Annotated in this window: 14 protein-coding genes; 8 read left to right on the top strand and 6 right to left on the bottom strand. The window is 70.2% G+C overall.

Annotation, left to right across the window (positions count from 1 at the left end; translation table 11 throughout):
* The first annotated feature begins 69 nt into the window (after positions 1 to 69).
* Positions 70 to 663 (top strand): histidine phosphatase family protein, encoded by a 594-nt coding sequence (locus tag ACFZBT_RS02805; RefSeq protein WP_391097774.1) that lies wholly within the window; start codon positions 70 to 72, stop codon positions 661 to 663.
* A gap of 41 nt (positions 664 to 704) precedes the next feature.
* On the opposite strand, the gene ACFZBT_RS02800 is transcribed toward ACFZBT_RS02805, so the two are convergent.
* A complete protein-coding gene (locus ACFZBT_RS02800) occupies positions 705 to 2,156 on the bottom strand; it encodes a hypothetical protein (RefSeq protein ID WP_391097773.1) in 1,452 nt (483 codons plus the stop codon).
* 298 nt (positions 2,157 to 2,454) lie between these two features.
* Between ACFZBT_RS02800 and ACFZBT_RS02795 the strand changes: the two genes are divergently transcribed.
* Positions 2,455 to 2,805 carry a hypothetical protein gene (locus tag ACFZBT_RS02795; RefSeq protein ID WP_391097772.1) on the top strand — a complete coding sequence of 117 codons (351 nt, stop codon included), beginning with the start codon at positions 2,455 to 2,457 and terminating at the stop codon, positions 2,803 to 2,805.
* 64 nt (positions 2,806 to 2,869) lie between these two features.
* The gene (locus ACFZBT_RS02790) at positions 2,870 to 3,739 is read left to right on the top strand and encodes a fused MFS/spermidine synthase (RefSeq protein ID WP_391097771.1); all 870 of its coding nucleotides are present in this window, start codon (positions 2,870 to 2,872) and stop codon (positions 3,737 to 3,739) included.
* Positions 3,740 to 3,776: 37 nt separating this feature from the next.
* Here ACFZBT_RS02790 and ACFZBT_RS02785 read toward each other — a convergent pair whose 3' ends face one another.
* Entirely contained in the window at positions 3,777 to 4,298 is a 522-nt protein-coding gene (locus tag ACFZBT_RS02785) for a hypothetical protein (protein WP_391097770.1), read from the bottom strand.
* Positions 4,299 to 4,397: 99 nt separating this feature from the next.
* On the opposite strand from ACFZBT_RS02785, the gene ACFZBT_RS02780 reads away from it, so the two are divergent.
* The 5 genes from ACFZBT_RS02780 (at position 4,398) to ACFZBT_RS02760 (ending at position 9,845) form a co-directional block, all read left to right on the top strand.
* The gene (locus tag ACFZBT_RS02780; protein ID WP_391097769.1) at positions 4,398 to 5,102 is read left to right on the top strand and encodes a response regulator; all 705 of its coding nucleotides are present in this window, start codon (positions 4,398 to 4,400) and stop codon (positions 5,100 to 5,102) included.
* Positions 5,099 to 6,499: an ATP-binding protein gene (locus tag ACFZBT_RS02775; RefSeq protein WP_391097768.1), complete on the top strand. Its 1,401-nt coding sequence runs from the start codon at positions 5,099 to 5,101 to the stop codon at positions 6,497 to 6,499. The genes ACFZBT_RS02780 and ACFZBT_RS02775 overlap by 4 nt, the downstream gene beginning before the upstream one ends.
* A gap of 177 nt (positions 6,500 to 6,676) precedes the next feature.
* The gene (locus ACFZBT_RS02770; RefSeq protein WP_391097767.1) at positions 6,677 to 7,990 is read left to right on the top strand and encodes an extracellular solute-binding protein; all 1,314 of its coding nucleotides are present in this window, start codon (positions 6,677 to 6,679) and stop codon (positions 7,988 to 7,990) included.
* A complete protein-coding gene (locus tag ACFZBT_RS02765; RefSeq protein ID WP_391097766.1) occupies positions 7,987 to 8,961 on the top strand; it encodes an ABC transporter permease subunit in 975 nt (324 codons plus the stop codon). Before ACFZBT_RS02770 ends, ACFZBT_RS02765 begins: the two co-directional genes overlap by 4 nt.
* Positions 8,958 to 9,845 (top strand): ABC transporter permease subunit, encoded by an 888-nt coding sequence (locus ACFZBT_RS02760; protein ID WP_391097765.1) that lies wholly within the window; start codon positions 8,958 to 8,960, stop codon positions 9,843 to 9,845. Before ACFZBT_RS02765 ends, ACFZBT_RS02760 begins: the two co-directional genes overlap by 4 nt.
* Before the next feature lie 67 nt (positions 9,846 to 9,912).
* Here ACFZBT_RS02760 and ACFZBT_RS02755 read toward each other — a convergent pair whose 3' ends face one another.
* The 4 genes from ACFZBT_RS02755 to ACFZBT_RS02740 all read right to left on the bottom strand — a co-directional run bounded on the left by ACFZBT_RS02755 (position 9,913) and on the right by ACFZBT_RS02740 (position 14,721).
* A complete protein-coding gene (locus tag ACFZBT_RS02755; protein ID WP_391097764.1) occupies positions 9,913 to 11,352 on the bottom strand; it encodes a GH1 family beta-glucosidase in 1,440 nt (479 codons plus the stop codon).
* 100 nt (positions 11,353 to 11,452) lie between these two features.
* Positions 11,453 to 12,358: an ABC transporter permease subunit gene (locus ACFZBT_RS02750; protein ID WP_391097763.1), complete on the bottom strand. Its 906-nt coding sequence runs from the start codon at positions 12,356 to 12,358 to the stop codon at positions 11,453 to 11,455.
* 12 nt (positions 12,359 to 12,370) lie between these two features.
* Positions 12,371 to 13,384 (bottom strand): ABC transporter permease subunit, encoded by a 1,014-nt coding sequence (locus tag ACFZBT_RS02745; protein WP_391097762.1) that lies wholly within the window; start codon positions 13,382 to 13,384, stop codon positions 12,371 to 12,373.
* Between the two features lie 5 nt (positions 13,385 to 13,389).
* Positions 13,390 to 14,721: an extracellular solute-binding protein gene (locus tag ACFZBT_RS02740; RefSeq protein ID WP_391097761.1), complete on the bottom strand. Its 1,332-nt coding sequence runs from the start codon at positions 14,719 to 14,721 to the stop codon at positions 13,390 to 13,392.
* Between the last annotated feature and the right edge of the window lie 45 nt (positions 14,722 to 14,766).

Here is a 14,766-nt window from a genome sequence, read left to right as displayed (position 1 = left end):
GTTGCCCGCGACCAGGGTGCGCGATGATGGAGGAGTTCCGCTCGCGTTTTCCTCCCGGAAAGGTCCCTCATGGCTCCGCGCATCCTGCTGGCCCGGCACGGACAGACCGAGTGGTCCCTGTCCGGCAAGCACACCGGCAGGACCGATGTACCCCTCCTGGAGGAGGGCAGGCGCGGTGCCAAGCTGCTCGGCGAGCGCCTGCACCGGGCGCCGTACGACGGACTGCCCGGCGTCGAGGTGCGCACCAGCCCGCTGTCACGCGCGCGTGAGACATGTGAACTGGCCGGTTTCGGCGACCGCGCGCATGCCTGGGACGCGTTGCTGGAGGTCGACTACGGGGCCTACGAGGGCATGACCCCGGCCGACATCCACGCCGTCCGGCCGGGCTGGCTGATCTGGCGTGACGGCGTCCCCGAGGGCGAGACCCTCGCCGAGGTGACGGCCCGGGCGGACGAGGTGGTCTCCTGGGCACGCTCCGAGGACCGCGACGTCCTGGTCTTCGCCCACGGGCACATCCTGCGCACCCTCGGGGCCCGGTGGCTGGGCCTGCCGATCGACTTCGCGGCCCGAATACGGCTGAACCCGACGTCCCTGTCGGTGCTGGGCTGGGCATACGGCGACCCGGCGCTCGAGAGCTGGAACGACATCGGGCACCTCGGGTAGCCATCGGGCACCTCGGGCGGCCATCGGGCACTCTCGGGTAGCTAGGTGACCCTCGGGGCCGACGCGTGCCGCTCCAGGAACGCCGACACCCCGGAGGCCCGGCGGTGCGGGAGCAGCACCCGTGCCGTGGCCGCCAGCATCGTCTGGATGCGGGACGACTGGACCTCCTCCAGCAGATCCAGCACCTTCATCCCCGCCACCGCCGCCTCGTCGGGGCGTCCGCCGCGCGCGAGGTCGTCCGTCAGTTCCGCCGTGTACAGCGCGATGTTCCGGGTGAAGTGCGGATCCTGGAGGTCCGCCGCCCGCCGTGCGTGCCGTGCCGCCCGGCGCCAGTCGCCGAGCGCGGACCAGCACTGCGCCTCCAGGCCCTCCAGTTCGGCCTCTCCGTAGAAGCTCATCCACTCGGGGTCCGCCTCCGAGGTGCCGCGGTCGAAGAGGGCCTGCGCCCGGGCCAGTGCCTGCTCGCAGCCGACGCGGTCGGCGAGTCCCGCCCAGCCGCCCGCCTCGCGCAGCGCGAGCAGCGACATCAGCCGGGCCGAGGCCACGGGCCGGGCGACGCGCTGCGCGGCCTGGGCCGCCCGGACCGCCTCGCGCGGCCGGCCCGCGTCGCGCGCGAGGAACGCCGTATTGCAGAAGGCGTGCGCCTCCAGGCCCGGATCGCCGGTCATCCGGGCGGTCGCCAGCGCCTCCGCGTAGTGGGAGCGGGCGTCGTCGAAGCGTCCCGAGTCGTGGGCCAGCCAGCCCACGGAGATGGCCAGTTCGCCGGCGCCGGAGTAGAGCCGGTCCGCTGTGGTCTGCCGGGTCGCGCCGGCGTCCAGCAGGGCGTAGGCGGCCCGCAGCGGGGCGGCCGCGCGGCGGTAGAGGCCGTCGGCTCCGTGCCGGTCGTCGAGCAGCCGGATGCGGCGGACCGCTTCTTCCAGGGCACCCGCGTCACTCCCCCCGGCGCGGCGGACGGGGCGCTGTGCCGCCGCGGCGTCGAGGGAGAGGCCGACGGGTCCCAGCGAGGCGGCGGCCACGGTGGCGCCCCCGCTGGTCATGAATGCGCGACGTAGCACGTCGCTCTCCTCGTAGGTGTCGTGCGGGTGGTACGGGTCGTACGGGTTCCGCGTTTCATACGGCTCGCACGCCCGGCTGGTCTCACTCGGGGCGTTCGCCGGGTTCGTGGTGCACGTCAGGGGCGCGTCCTCGGTGTCGCGCGCCCGGCGTCCGCGTACCGACGAGCGGGGCGCGAACCCCAGGTCGGTGAGTGTGCGGCCTGGGAACATATGCAGGAACACCCGTTCGTACGCGTAGTTGGGGCAGCGGATCTCGCCCGCCTCGACGCGGCCGATGTACCGCGCGTCACAGCTGACCTGCTCGCCGATCTCGAGGGCGGCCCGGCGGATCACCGCGGCGAACTCGGCCGGCGAGCGCTGTCCGCGCAGCTGCCGGAAGGCGAGGTTCGGCCGTGGCGGCCGATCGGGTCGGGATGAGGTCACTGTTGACGACGCCATGGCCGGGTCCTCTCGTACGAACCGTCGAACCATGCCGGAAATGGGGAGACTTGTACGTGTTGTCCGTACGGTCGTGCCCTGTGTCCGGCGAGCAAGAACGTACCTGCTGTGCCGGAGTCGTCACGCTGGGTTTGGCTACAAACCGGATATCTCATACGTGATCTGCCATGAACTGCCATCCTTTGCGGCTGACTTCCGCCGTAGCCGTTGACGGGCGACCGCGTTGAACCCCACGGACCGGGAGGCCCCCGACTTCCGACCGCTCGTCCAAGCAGGGGTTTTCGTGGTGGAGGCCGGGATGGAGAACAGCTGCGACGTCGTGACGGTGCCGGCCCGGCAGGGGCTGGAGGCGGTCGACATCCTCCGGCGCGGCACCGCGGAAGCGGTCGGACCCGTCCTGCACGACGACGGGGGCGGCACGCTGGGCTTCCTGGTGCCGCCGGGGACGGCCGCGGCGTGGGACGTGCCGGGGAGTACCTGCACCGGGACCGACGGGCGCGGCACGACCCTGGCCCCCGAGCCGCCGGTGGAGGGCTCGGACTGGCTGCTGCCGCCCGGCGAGGCGGAGCTCGCGACGGACCCCGCGGTACTGCGCGAGGCCCTGGGGGAGGCCGCCCGGATGATCAAGGCGGCGGACAGCTGCCGCTGAGGCGCCGGGGCGGCCGCCCCGGGCGGGTGCCCTTGCCTGCCGGCCCGACCCCGATAATGACCCCATGGGCAAGTCGAGGAGCGGCCGGCGCAGACAGGCCGACGCGGACGCCGTCGTCGAGAGCGTCGACGGCGGGCGCGCCGAACTGATCCCCGACCGCGACCGGGCCCGTGCCTGGACCCTGATGATCGACGGAGCCCCGCAGTCGCACGTCGACCTGGACGATCCCGCGTACCTGTCCTTCGAGTACCAGCGCCGGCTCGGGCACGTCGTCGACCTCGCCGCCCCGCCGGGCCGGCCCGTGCACGCCGTGCACCTCGGCGGCGGAGCCTTCACCCTCGCCCGCTACGTGGCCGCCACCCGGCCGCGCTCCACCCAGCAGGTCGTCGAACGGGACGCCGCCCTCGTGCGACTGGTCCGCCGAGAGCTGCCGTTGGATCCGAACGCGCGGATCCGGGTGCGGTCCGTCGATGCCCGCGAGGGCCTCGCCAAGGTGCCGGACGGCTGGGCCGATCTCGTCGTCACCGATGTGTTCAGCGGGGCCCGGACACCGGCTCATCTGACCTCGACCGAGTTCCTCGACGATGTCCGCAGGGCCCTCAGGCCCGGCGGTGTCTACGCCGCCAACCTCGCCGACGGGCCGCCGCTGGCCCACCTGCGCGGCCAGATCGCCACCGCCGCCGCCCGTTTCGAGGAACTGGCGCTGGTCGCCGACCCCGCGGTGCTGCGCGGCAAGCGCTTCGGGAACGCCGTCCTGGTCGCCTCCGGCCATCCGCTGCCCGTCGCCGAACTGACCCGCCGGGCCGCCTCCGACCCGCATCCGGGCCGGGTCGAGCACGGCAGGACGCTCACCGACTTCACCGGTGGCGCCGTGCCCGTGACGGACCGCGCGGCGGTGGCGTCCCCGGCGCCGCCCGCGTCGGTGTTCAGATGACCCCGCACGGCGCTCCGTTCTTCTGTCAGGTCTTCTCTCAGTAGTTCCCGATCTCCACGCGCGGCGGTCCGTCGTGCCAGGTGCAGAACACCGACACCCGGTCCGCGCCCGAGGCGAACTCCACGCGGATCCACGACTCCGTCTTCCACACCTGCATCGACCAGCCCGCCCCGGGGGTCGCCGAGACCAGCGAGGCGGAGGTCCGCCCGAGGTCGAAGACGACCCGCCCGCCATCGGTGTCGTAGCTCTTGACCTCTCCGGGAACAGAGGCGGAGGCGGGGGCCGTGGGGGAGGGGCTGGTCGGCTTGGCGGGGGTCGGGCTCGGCTTCCTGGAGGCGGGTGGTGCGCTCGGGGTGCGCCGCGGCGGACTCGGCCGCCCCGTCGGCTTCGCCGACGGCTCCGGCCTCTGCCTGGTCGCGTCGGCGGCCTTGATGGGCAGGGCGCGCGGCGGGTCGTAGGCCGTGCCCGTCATCACCGTGTGGACACCCCACCACGACAGCGTGACCGCCGCGCCCGTGGCGAGCAGCCAGGCCAGTACGTGTATGAGTCCTCTGCGCATCGCGGGCCATACTGCCCCACCCGTCCCATGAGTTGTCCACAACCGAGAGTTGTCCACAGGCCCGCACCCGGCTGTTCGAGATGGCGTACGGTGCGGCGCATGGCACGTGTACTCGTGGTCGAGGACGACCAGTTCGTACGCTCGGCGCTCATCCGGCACCTGACCGACGCCTCGCACACCGTGCGCAGCGTGGGGACGGCCCTGGAAGCGCTGCGCGAGGTCGCCCATGTCCGCTTCGACGTGGTGATCCTGGACCTCGGGCTGCCCGACCTCGACGGGTCCGAGGCCCTGAAGATGCTGCGCGGCATCACGGACGTGCCGGTGATCGTCGCCACGGCCCGGGACGACGAGACGGAGGTCGTCCGGCTGCTGAACGCGGGAGCGGACGACTACCTGACCAAGCCCTTCTCGGTCGAGCACCTGTCGGCCCGGATGGCGGCCGTGCTGCGCCGGACACGCTCCGGAGCGGGCGAGGAAGAGCCGTCCCCGGTGATCCGGGTCGGCGGCCTGACCGTCGACCCGCTGCGGCGCCAGGCCGAGCTGGACGGCGTGCGGCTCGACCTCACCCGCCGCGAGTTCGACCTGCTCGCCTTCCTGGCCCGCAGGCCCGGTGTCGTCGTCGCCCGCAAAGAGCTGCTCGCCGAGGTGTGGCAGCAGTCGTACGGCGACGACCAGACCATCGACGTCCATCTGTCCTGGCTGCGCAGGAAGCTGGGCGAGACGGCCGCGAACCCGCGCTATCTGCACACCCTGAGGGGCGTCGGCGTGAAGCTCGAACCACCGGGTGCGGAGGTGCCGCGATGAGGTGGGCCCTGGTCAAGGTGTCGCTGGCGGTGACCACCATGGTGGTGCTCGCCTTCGCCGTGCCGCTCGGACTCGTCATCCGCGAGATGGCCCGGGACCGCGCCTTCTCCAACGCCGAGCGGGAGGCCGCGGCGATCGCCCCCGCCCTGTCCATCACCACCGACCGGGACCAGCTCGAACGGGTCGTCGCCTCCGCCGGCTCGGATGCCGGGATGGCCGTGCACATACCGGCGGGCGACGGGCAGGACGCCATCGAGCTCGGCCGGCAGCGCGCCGCCGGGCAGGACATCGCGGCCGTGCGGAAGCTGGGCCGCGCCTCCACCACCGGTGTCACCGGCGGCTCGACGCTGCTCCAGCCGGTCGCGCTGAGTACCGGCGAGATCGCGGTGGTCGAGGTGTTCGTGCCGGAGTCCGAGGTCACCAACGGCCTGGGCACGGCCTGGGCGGTGCTGGCCGGGGTCGGTGTCGCGCTGATCCTCGGCTCGGTCGCGGTCGCCGACCGGCTGGGCGTGCGGATGGTCCGGCCCGCGAAGCGCCTGGTCGCGGGGGCGCATGAACTGGGGGAGGGCAAGCTGGGCGCCCGGGTGCCCGAGGAGGGCCCGACCGAACTGCGGCTCGCGGCGGTCGCGTTCAACTCCATGGCCGACCAGGTCGTCCAACTGCTGGCGAACGAGCGGGAGCTGGCGGCCGACCTGTCCCACCGGCTGCGTACGCCCCTGACCGTGCTGCGGCTGAACACCGCCTCGCTCGGTGAGGGACCGGCCGCCGACCAGACCCGGACCGCGGTCGAGCAGCTGGAGCGTGAGGTCGACACCATCATCCGCACGGCCCGGGAGGCCAAGCCGCAGACGGCGGCGGCCGGCCCGGGCGCCGGGTGCGACGCGGCCGAGGTGGTCCGGGAGCGGATGGCGTTCTGGTCGGCGCTGGCCGAGGACGAGGGCCGCAAGTGGCGGGTGGCCGGGGCCGAGCGGCCGGTGCGCATACCCGTGGCCCGCGCCGACCTGGCCGCCGCGCTCGACGCGCTGCTCGGCAACGTCTTCCGGCACACGCCGGAGGGCACCGCCTTCGCGGTCGACCTGCACAACGGCGAGGACGCGGTGATCGTCCTCGTGTCCGACGCCGGCCCCGGCATACCCGATCCGGACGCCGCCATGGCGCGGGGTCGCGGCTCCGGGAGCGACGGCTCGACCGGGCTCGGCCTGGACATCGTGCGCCGGCTCGCCGAGTCGACCGGCGGGGACGTACGGATCGGCTCCTCCGTGCTCGGCGGGACCGAGGTGCGGATCTGGATCCAGCCGGCCGGGAGGGCACCGGTGGGCAGGGGACCGCGCGGGGTGGTGCGACGCCGGCGGCCCGGCAGGCTGGCCGCCGCGTACCACCGCTCCCGCTCCGCCTGACCGAGCGGCTCTCACGGGTCGGTCACGTTTCGACAAACGACGTCAACGGCTCTTGACGCATGACCGGACATACGGCTGTTATTGCGCCACCGTGTTCGGTCAAGTTGATTTCTGGTCGATTACGACCGGGTTTCACGCCACACCCTCGTGGCCGAACCCTGCACTCAGGAGCCGTTCATGCACGACCTCTCTCCCTCCGGACTCGCTCTTCCCGCTCCCGGCCGCCGGACCCTGCTGCGCGGCATAGGCGGCGCCGCCCTGCTCGGCGCCGGAATACCCCTGCTGAGCGCCTGCGGCGGCAGCGGCACGGCCGCCGATCCGAAGACGGTCAGTCTCGGGTCGAACTCCTCGGACGCGGTGCCGAAGAAGGCGTTCGCGGAGATCTACGCCGCCTTCACGAAGAAGTCCGGCATCAAGGTCGACGTGAACACCAAGGACCACAACACGTTCCAGGAGCAGATCAACTCCTATCTGCAGGGCGCGCCGGACGACGTGTTCACCTGGTTCGCGGGCTACCGGATGCAGTTCTTCGCGTCGAAGAAGCTCGCCAGCCCGATCGACGACGTGTGGCAGAAGATCGGCGGGGACTTTCCCGAGGCGATGAAGAAGCTCAGCAAGGGTGAGGACGGCAAGTACTACTTCGTGCCGCTGTACACCTACCCCTGGGCGGTCTTCTACCGCAAGAGCGTCTTCGCCCAGCACGGCTACGAGGTCCCCACCACCTGGGACGACTTCGTCGCCCTGTGCAAGCGGATGAAGAAGGACGGGCTGGTCCCGATCGCCTTCGGCGACAAGGACGCCTGGCCCGCGATGGGCACCTTCGACCAGATCAACTTCCGCACCAACGGCTACGACTTCCATGTCGAACTGATGGCGGGCAAGGCCTCCTGGACCGACGCCAAGGTGCGCAAGGTCTTCGACCACTGGACGGAGATCCTGCCCTTCCACCAGGAGGGCGCGGTCGGCCGCACCTGGCAGGACGCGGCGCAGACGCTGGTGGCGAAGAAGGCGGGCATGTATCTGCTGGGCACCTTCGTGGGCCAGCAGTTCACGAACAAGGCCGACCTGGACGACCTGGACTTCTTCGCCTTCCCGGAGATCGACCCGGCCTTCGGGCAGGACACGGTCGAGGCGCCCACCGACGGCTTCATGCTCTCCAAGGCGCCGAAGAACAGGGCGGGCGCGGTCAAGCTGCTGGAGTACCTCGGCACCCCCGAGGCCGAGCAGATCTACCTCAAGGCCGACTCCAGCGTGGTGGCCGCCTCGACGAAGGCCGACACCTCCTCCTACACCGCGCTGCAGAAGAAGTCCTTCGAGATGATCTCCGGCGCGAAGAGTCTGACGCAGTTCATGGACCGCGACTCCCGCCCGGACTTCACCTCCACGGTGATGCAGCCGGCGCTGCAGAACTTCGTCCGCAACCCCAAGAACGTCGACAGCATCCTCTCGTCGATCGAGCGTCAGAAGAAGACGATCTTCGCCTCCGCATGAGCACCGACACCACCACCGAGAACCCGGAGGCGGCCGCAGAGCCGTCTCCGGGGGCCGCTCTCCGCACGAGTCCGACGGGCCACCGTCGCCTCCTCACCCGCCGCGACCGGATCACGCTCGGTCTGATGGCGGGCCTCCCCACGATCCTGCACGTCCTCCTCGTGTGGCTCACCGCCCTCGCCTCCATCGCGCTGGCCTTCACCAGCTGGAACGGCATCGGCTTCGACTCCATCCAGTGGGTCGGCCTGCAGAACTTCAGGGAACTGTTCACCAACAACCCGCAGTTCTGGCCCGCCGTGGAGCACAACGTCGTCTGGTTCGTGGTGCTCATCCTGCTGCCCACGCCCTTCGGGCTGTTCCTCGCCGTGCAGCTGGACAAGAGGATCCGCTTCAGCCGCGTGTACCAGACCGCGTTCTTCCTGCCGGTCGTGATGTCGCTGGCGGTCATCGGGTTCGTCTGGCAGCTGGTCTACAACCCCGACACCGGCCTGATCAACAGCGTCATCGGCGCCAACAAGCCCGGCCACTACATCGACTGGATCGGCGACCCCGACCTCAACCTGTGGGCCGTACTGATCGCCGCGTCCTGGCGGCACGCCGGCTACATGATGATCCTGTACCTGGCCGGCCTGAAGGGCGTCGACCCCGCCCTGCGCGAGGCCTCCGCCCTGGACGGCGCCAACGAGTGGCAGACGTTCAAGAACGTCGTCTTCCCCACCCTCCGGCCCACCAACACCGTGGTCCTGGTCGTCACCATCATCGAGGCGCTGCGCGCCTTCGACCTGGTCTTCGTCTTCAACAAGGGCGCCCAGGGCACCGAACTGCTGTCGATCCTGGTCACCAACAACATCATCGGCGAGTCCAGCCGCGTCGGATACGGCTCCGCCATCGCCGTCGTCCTGCTGGTGATCTCGCTCGCGGTGATCATCCCGTATCTGATCGCCACCTTCCGGAAGGAGCGGCGCGCATGAGCACCGTCGCAGGCGCTCCGAAGCAGCGCACCCCGATCCGCCCTGCCCGGATGCTGCTGCACACCTTCCTCGTCGTCACGGCGCTCGCCTGGCTCGCACCGCTGCTGTGGGCGGTCCTCGCGGCCCTGCGCCCGTACGCGGAGACCAGCGAGAAGGGCTATGTCTCCTGGCCAGACAAGCTGACCTTCGACAACTTCACGAACGCGTTCACGCAGTCCGACATGACGCACTACCTCGTGAACACCCTGATCATCGCCGTCCCGGCGGTGCTGCTGACGCTGCTGCTGTCGTCGATGGTCGCCTTCTACGTCAGCCGCTTCGACTTCCGGGTCAATCTGTCGCTGCTGCTGCTCTTCACGGCGGGCAATCTGCTGCCCCAGCAGGTCATCATCACCCCGCTGTACCGCCTGTACCTGCTGATCGACCTGCCCGGCATCACGATGAGCGGCAAGCTCTACGACTCCGCGCTCGGCCTGGTCCTCATCCACGTGGCGTTCCAGTCCGGCTTCTGCGCGTTCGTGCTCAGCAACTACATGCGCTCGCTGCCGCACGAGCTGACCGAGGCCGCCCTGGTGGACGGCGCCTCCGTCTGGCGGCTGTACTGGCAGATCGTGCTGCCCCTGTGCAAGCCCGCGATGGCCGCCCTCGCGACCCTGCTCTCCATCTGGATCTACAACGACTTCTTCTGGGCCATCGTGCTCATCTCCACCGGCGAGAACATGCCGATCACCTCGGCGCTGAACAACCTCTCCGGCCAGTACTTCACCGACCCCAACCTGGTCGCCGCCGGCGCCCTGCTCACCGCGATCCCGACCCTGATCGTGTACTTCGTGCTCCAGCGCCAGTTCGTCAGCGGCCTGACCCTGGGGGCCAACAAGGGCTGACCGGACAGCGGGGCGCGGCACCCCCCGTCGGGTGCCGCGCCCCTTTCCCCGCTCCCCCAGGGGTGGCCTACGCGGCCGGCTCCAGTGGCGGCAGCGCCCCGGTGCGCGCCGCCTTCCCGTACCACAGGGCGCTGGACTTCGGCGTCCGCTGGAGCGTGGCGTAGTCCACGTACACCGCGCCGAAACGCTTGCCGTAGCCGTATGCCCACTCGAAGTTGTCCAGCAGGGACCACAGGAAGTAGCCGCGGACGTCGGCGCCGTCGGTGATCGCGCGGCGGACCGCGGACAGATGACCGTGGAGGTAGGAGACCCGCTCCGGGTCGTGCACCCGGCCGTCCGAGTCGATCTTGTCGTCGTAGGCCGCGCCGTTCTCGGTGATGTACAGCGGCAGGCCCGGCGCCTCCCGGGAGTAGCGCATGATCAGCTCGTGCAGGCCGGTCGGGTCGATCGTCCAGCCCATCTCCGTGCGGTCACCGGGCGTCTGGTGGAAGGCGACGTCGCCCGCGGCCGGCCAGGGCGAGTGGTCGCTCGCCCCGTGGCCGTCGGCACGCGGCGTCCGCGCCGCCGCGTCCGCCGCCGAGACCAGCGCGGGCGTGTAGTAGTTGAGGCCCAGCGCGTCCAGCGGCTGGTTGATCAGCGTCAGATCGCCGTCCAGGACATAGTCCCAGTCGGTGAGTTCCGCCGTCGCCGCGTACAGCGACTCGGGGTAGGCGCCGTGCAGGATCGGGCCGTGGAAGACCCCGTTGGCCAGGTCGTCGATCTTCTTGGCCGCCGCCAGGTCCTCCGCGCGCTGCGAAAGCGGCCGCACGGTCGCGGAGTTGAGCGCGATCGCGACCTGGTTGCGGGCCGGCATCACCGACCGCAGCGCCGACGCGCCAAGACCGTGCGCCAGGTTCAGATGGTGCGCCGCCCGCAGCGACGCGGCCGGATCCGTACGGCCCGGCGCGTGCACCCCGGACGCGTAGCCCAGGAACGCGCTGCACCACGGCTCGTTGAGCGTCATCCACTGCTCGACGCGGTCGCCCAGCGCCTCACCGACGATCTGCGCGTACTCCGCGAAGCGGTACGCCGTGTCCCGCTCCGGCCAGCCGCCCGCGTCCTCCAGCTCCTGCGGCAGATCCCAGTGGTAGAGCGTGACGGCCGGCTTGATGCCCTTGGACAGCAGCTCGTCGACCAGCCGGCGGTAGAAGTCCAGGCCCTTCTGGACGGCCGGGCCCCGGCCGGTCGGCTGCACCCGCGACCACGAGACGGAGAAGCGGTAGGCGCCCAGGCCCAGGTCCGCCATCATCGCCACGTCCTCGCGGTAGCGGTGGTAGTGGTCGACAGCGATGTCACCGTGGTCGCCGCCGGCGGTCTTGCCCGGCGTATGGCTGAAGGTGTCCCAGATCGACGGCGTACGGCCGTCCTCCCGCACCGCACCCTCGATCTGGTACGCGGACGTCGCCGCGCCCCAGACGAAGGCGGGAGGGAAGGTCACCGCGGTGGCCGGGTTCTCGGAGTCAGGCATGGAAGCGCTCCCATTGGGGGTCGTGGAGAGGCGACGGTGGAGGGAAGAGAAGCGAGGGGCCGAGGCGGCGATGACCCGGCCCCTGGAGAACGGGCGGGCGTCAGCCCTTCACGGCGCCCTGCATGATGCCGCCCACGATCTGCTTGCCGAAGATCGCGAAGACCAGCAGCAGCGGCAGCGTGCCCAGCAGCGCGCCCGCCATGATCAGGGACTGGTCGGGGGTGTACCCGCGGCCCAGTCCCGCGACCGCGACCTGCACGGTCGGATTGCCCATCTGGGTCAGCACCAGGAACGGCCACATGAAGTCGTTCCAGGTCTGCACGAACGTCAGCATGCCGAGCACGGCCATCGCCGGCCGCGCCGCCGGAAACACCACGTGCCACACCACGCGCCAGCTGCTCGCCCCGTCGACCCGGGCGGCCTCTATGATCTCGTCCGGCAGCGCCTGGATCAGGTACTGCCGCATGAAGAACACACCGAACGCGCTCACCAGCGACGGGAAGATCACCGCCTGCAACTGGTCCGTCCAGTCGAGCTTGGCGACCATCATGTACAGCGGGATCACGCTCAGCTGCGGCGGCACCATCATCGTGCCGATCACGATCAGCATCAGCGCGCCACGGCCCCGGAACCGCAGCTTGGCGAAGGCGAAACCGGCGATCGTCGACAGGAAGACGATGGTGGCCGCCGAAACCCCCGCCACGATCGTGGTGTTGAGGAACGCCTCGCCGAGGTTGGCGTCCTTCCAGGCGATCTCCAGCTTGTCGAACAGACCCGAGCCGAACCAGAACGGCGGCGGCGTCTCGGCCAGCCGCTGGTTGTCACGCGAGGCGGCGATCGCCGTCCACACCAGCGGGAACAGCGAGACGATCGTGAACACGATGAGGATCGCGTAGGCGATCGGACCGCCGTGCAGCTGCCCGCCGGCCCGTGCCGACTTCGGCAGGCGCGGGCGCTTGGACGTCTCGACGGATTCGGTGTCCGGGGGCGTCACAGTAGTCGTCACGGCCACCACTCCTTAACTACTGGCGCGCAGCCGGCGCGAGATGACGTAGTTGACGATGCCGATGACGATCAGGATCAGGAACATCGTCCAGGCGATCGCCGAGGCACGGCCCAGGTGCTGGGCGACCCAGCCCTGCTCGTACAGATACAGGCCGAGCGTCTGGAACTGGTGCTCCGCACCGCCGGACGTGCCCTTGTTGGCGTCGAACAGCAGCGGCTCGCCGAACACCTGGCTCGCCCCGATCGTCGACACGACACAGGTGAACAGGATCGTCGGGCGCAGCGCCGGCAGCGTCACATGGATGAACTGCTGCCAGCGGTTGGCCCCGTCCAGCGCCGCCGACTCGTACAAGTCGTGCGGGATCGCCTGCATCGCGGCCAGGTAGATCAGCGCGTTGTAGCCGGTCCAGCGCCAGATGATGATCGTCGAGACGGCGATCTGCGAGGGCCACTTGTCGTTCTGCCAGTCGAGCGGGTCGATGCCGGCGAAGTCCAGCGCCCAGTTGATCATGCCGTAGTCACGGCCGAAGAGCAGCACGAACACCAGCGAGGCGGCGGCGATCGACGTCGCGTACGGCGCGAGCATCGCGACCCGGAAGAAGGTCGAGGCCCGCAGCTTGTAGTTGAGGATGTGGGCGATGCCCATCGCCATCAGCAGCTGCGGAACGGTGGAGATGATGCCGATGGTCAGGGTGTTCTTCGCCGCGTTCCAGAAGAAGTCGTCGTCGAAGATCCTGGTGTAGTTGCGCAGCCCGACCCAGTTCATGTCGGTCGGCGCGGTCAGCTCCACCTGGTGCAGCGAGGCCCAGCCGGTGTAGATCAGCGGGAACAGACCGAACGCGATGAACAGCAGGAAGAACGGGGACACGAAGGCGTACGGGCTCCAGCGGATGTCCCGCTGCCAGCGACGGGACAGCCGGTCCCGGCGCCGCCGCTCCTTCTCCGCCCCCGCTGCGTCCCCGGGCGGGCGGCCCGGGGCCGCGCCCCCCTTGACAGGGGGCGCGGCGGTGTCGTGACGGGTGGTCATCCGGGTCACTGGTCCAGCTTGTTGTCGATGGTCTTGACCGCGGACTCCCAGGCTTCCTTGGCCGACTTGCCCTTCGTCACCAGGATCACGCCGTTGTCCGACAGGCCCTGCATGATGATCTGGTCCTTCGGGCCGATCACCTGGACCGGAGCGGCCTTCGCGGCCTCGGCGAAGATCGGGCCGATCTCCTGCTTACCCGTCATCTCGTTCGTGGCGCCCGTCACTTCGGGCATCGTGTAGCTGGACGGGGCGCTCGGGAAGCTGGCCTGCACCTTGAACAGCTTCGCCTGCTGCTCCGGCGCGGTCAGCCAGGCCACGAACTTCTGGGCCTCCTTCACGTTCTTGCCGCTCTTCGGCACCGTGAGGAAGGTGCCGCCCCAGTTGCCGCCCTTGGGCGCCTCGGCCACGGCCCACTTGCCGGCCGCGTCCGGCTTCGCGTTGCCCTTGATCGTGCCCAGCATCCACGGCGGGCAGGCGATCGCGGCGAACTTGTTGTTGGCGATCGTGGAGTTCCAGGACGGCTGGAACTGCGTCTGCGACTGCACCAGGCCCTTCTCGGCGGCCTCGGAGGTCAGGTCGAAGGCGGCCTTCACGGCGGGGTTGGTCTTGTAGATGACCTCGCCGGAGGAGTCGTAGAACTTCTCCTTCTCGCTGCCCAGGATCGCGTTGATCAGACCGCCGGGGGAGTCCATGAAGAAGGTGCCCTTGGGCGCCTTCGACTTGTAGCGCTCGCCGACGTCGACGAGCTTGGCCCAGTCACCGGCCCACAGCTTGCCGACCTCGGCCGGGTCGGTGGGCAGACCGGCCTGCTTGAAGAGGTCCGTGCGGTAGCAGATCGCCATCGGGCCGACGTCGGTGCCGAGGCCGATCGTCTTGCCGTCCTTGGTAGTGGCCTGCTGCCACTTCCAGTCCAGCCAGTTGCTCTCGCTCACGCCCGAGACCTTGGACATGTCCTCGAGCTTGTCGGCCTGGGTGGCCGTGACCTCGGCGATGTTGGCGACTTCGACGGCCTGGACGTCCAGCAGACCACTGTTGGTGGTGAGGTGGTTCAGCAGCGCCGGGTAGTAGTTCTCGTTGCGCTCGACGACGTTCTGCTCGATCTTGATCTTCGGGTTGAGCTTCTCGTACTCGTCGTAGAGACCGGCCTCCTTGAAGCCCATGGTGCCGAAGAGCCCCACCGAGATCGTGGTCTTGCCGTTGCTGTCGCCGGACGAGGAGCCGGACGTGTCGTCGCCGCCGCCGTCGTCGGCACAGCCGGCCAGCAGCCCGGCGCCCAGCGACGCCACTGCCGCGAGGACAACCGCCCGGTTGCGGGCGGATCGGGTACGTGCTCGCATTGCGTCCTCCTGTTGCCCTGACGTGCCGACCCCCCGGCCAACTGC

It is taken from the genome of Streptomyces sp. NPDC008137, assembly GCF_042957035.1.
In the GTDB taxonomy this organism is placed as follows: Bacteria; Actinomycetota; Actinomycetes; order Streptomycetales; family Streptomycetaceae; genus Streptomyces.
The sequence above is the reverse complement of the archived record's forward strand: the minus strand, read 5'-3'. Positions and strand labels throughout refer to the sequence as shown.

Bases quoted from the DNA above. Each gene is read 5' to 3' on its own strand.
- ACFZBT_RS02805 (WP_391097774.1), top strand. From the start codon at position 70: ATGGCTCCGCGCATCCTGCTGGCCCGGCACGGACAGACCGAGTGGTCC.
- ACFZBT_RS02800 (WP_391097773.1), bottom strand. From the start codon at position 2,156: ATGGCGTCGTCAACAGTGACCTCATCCCGACCCGATCGGCCGCCACGG.
- ACFZBT_RS02795 (WP_391097772.1), top strand. From the start codon at position 2,455: ATGGAGAACAGCTGCGACGTCGTGACGGTGCCGGCCCGGCAGGGGCTG.
- ACFZBT_RS02790 (WP_391097771.1), top strand. From the start codon at position 2,870: ATGGGCAAGTCGAGGAGCGGCCGGCGCAGACAGGCCGACGCGGACGCC.
- ACFZBT_RS02785 (WP_391097770.1), bottom strand. From the start codon at position 4,298: ATGCGCAGAGGACTCATACACGTACTGGCCTGGCTGCTCGCCACGGGC.
- ACFZBT_RS02780 (WP_391097769.1), top strand. From the start codon at position 4,398: ATGGCACGTGTACTCGTGGTCGAGGACGACCAGTTCGTACGCTCGGCG.
- ACFZBT_RS02775 (WP_391097768.1), top strand. From the start codon at position 5,099: ATGAGGTGGGCCCTGGTCAAGGTGTCGCTGGCGGTGACCACCATGGTG.
- ACFZBT_RS02770 (WP_391097767.1), top strand. From the start codon at position 6,677: ATGCACGACCTCTCTCCCTCCGGACTCGCTCTTCCCGCTCCCGGCCGC.
- ACFZBT_RS02765 (WP_391097766.1), top strand. From the start codon at position 7,987: ATGAGCACCGACACCACCACCGAGAACCCGGAGGCGGCCGCAGAGCCG.
- ACFZBT_RS02760 (WP_391097765.1), top strand. From the start codon at position 8,958: ATGAGCACCGTCGCAGGCGCTCCGAAGCAGCGCACCCCGATCCGCCCT.
- ACFZBT_RS02755 (WP_391097764.1), bottom strand. From the start codon at position 11,352: ATGCCTGACTCCGAGAACCCGGCCACCGCGGTGACCTTCCCTCCCGCC.
- ACFZBT_RS02745 (WP_391097762.1), bottom strand. From the start codon at position 13,384: ATGACCACCCGTCACGACACCGCCGCGCCCCCTGTCAAGGGGGGCGCG.
- ACFZBT_RS02740 (WP_391097761.1), bottom strand. From the start codon at position 14,721: ATGCGAGCACGTACCCGATCCGCCCGCAACCGGGCGGTTGTCCTCGCG.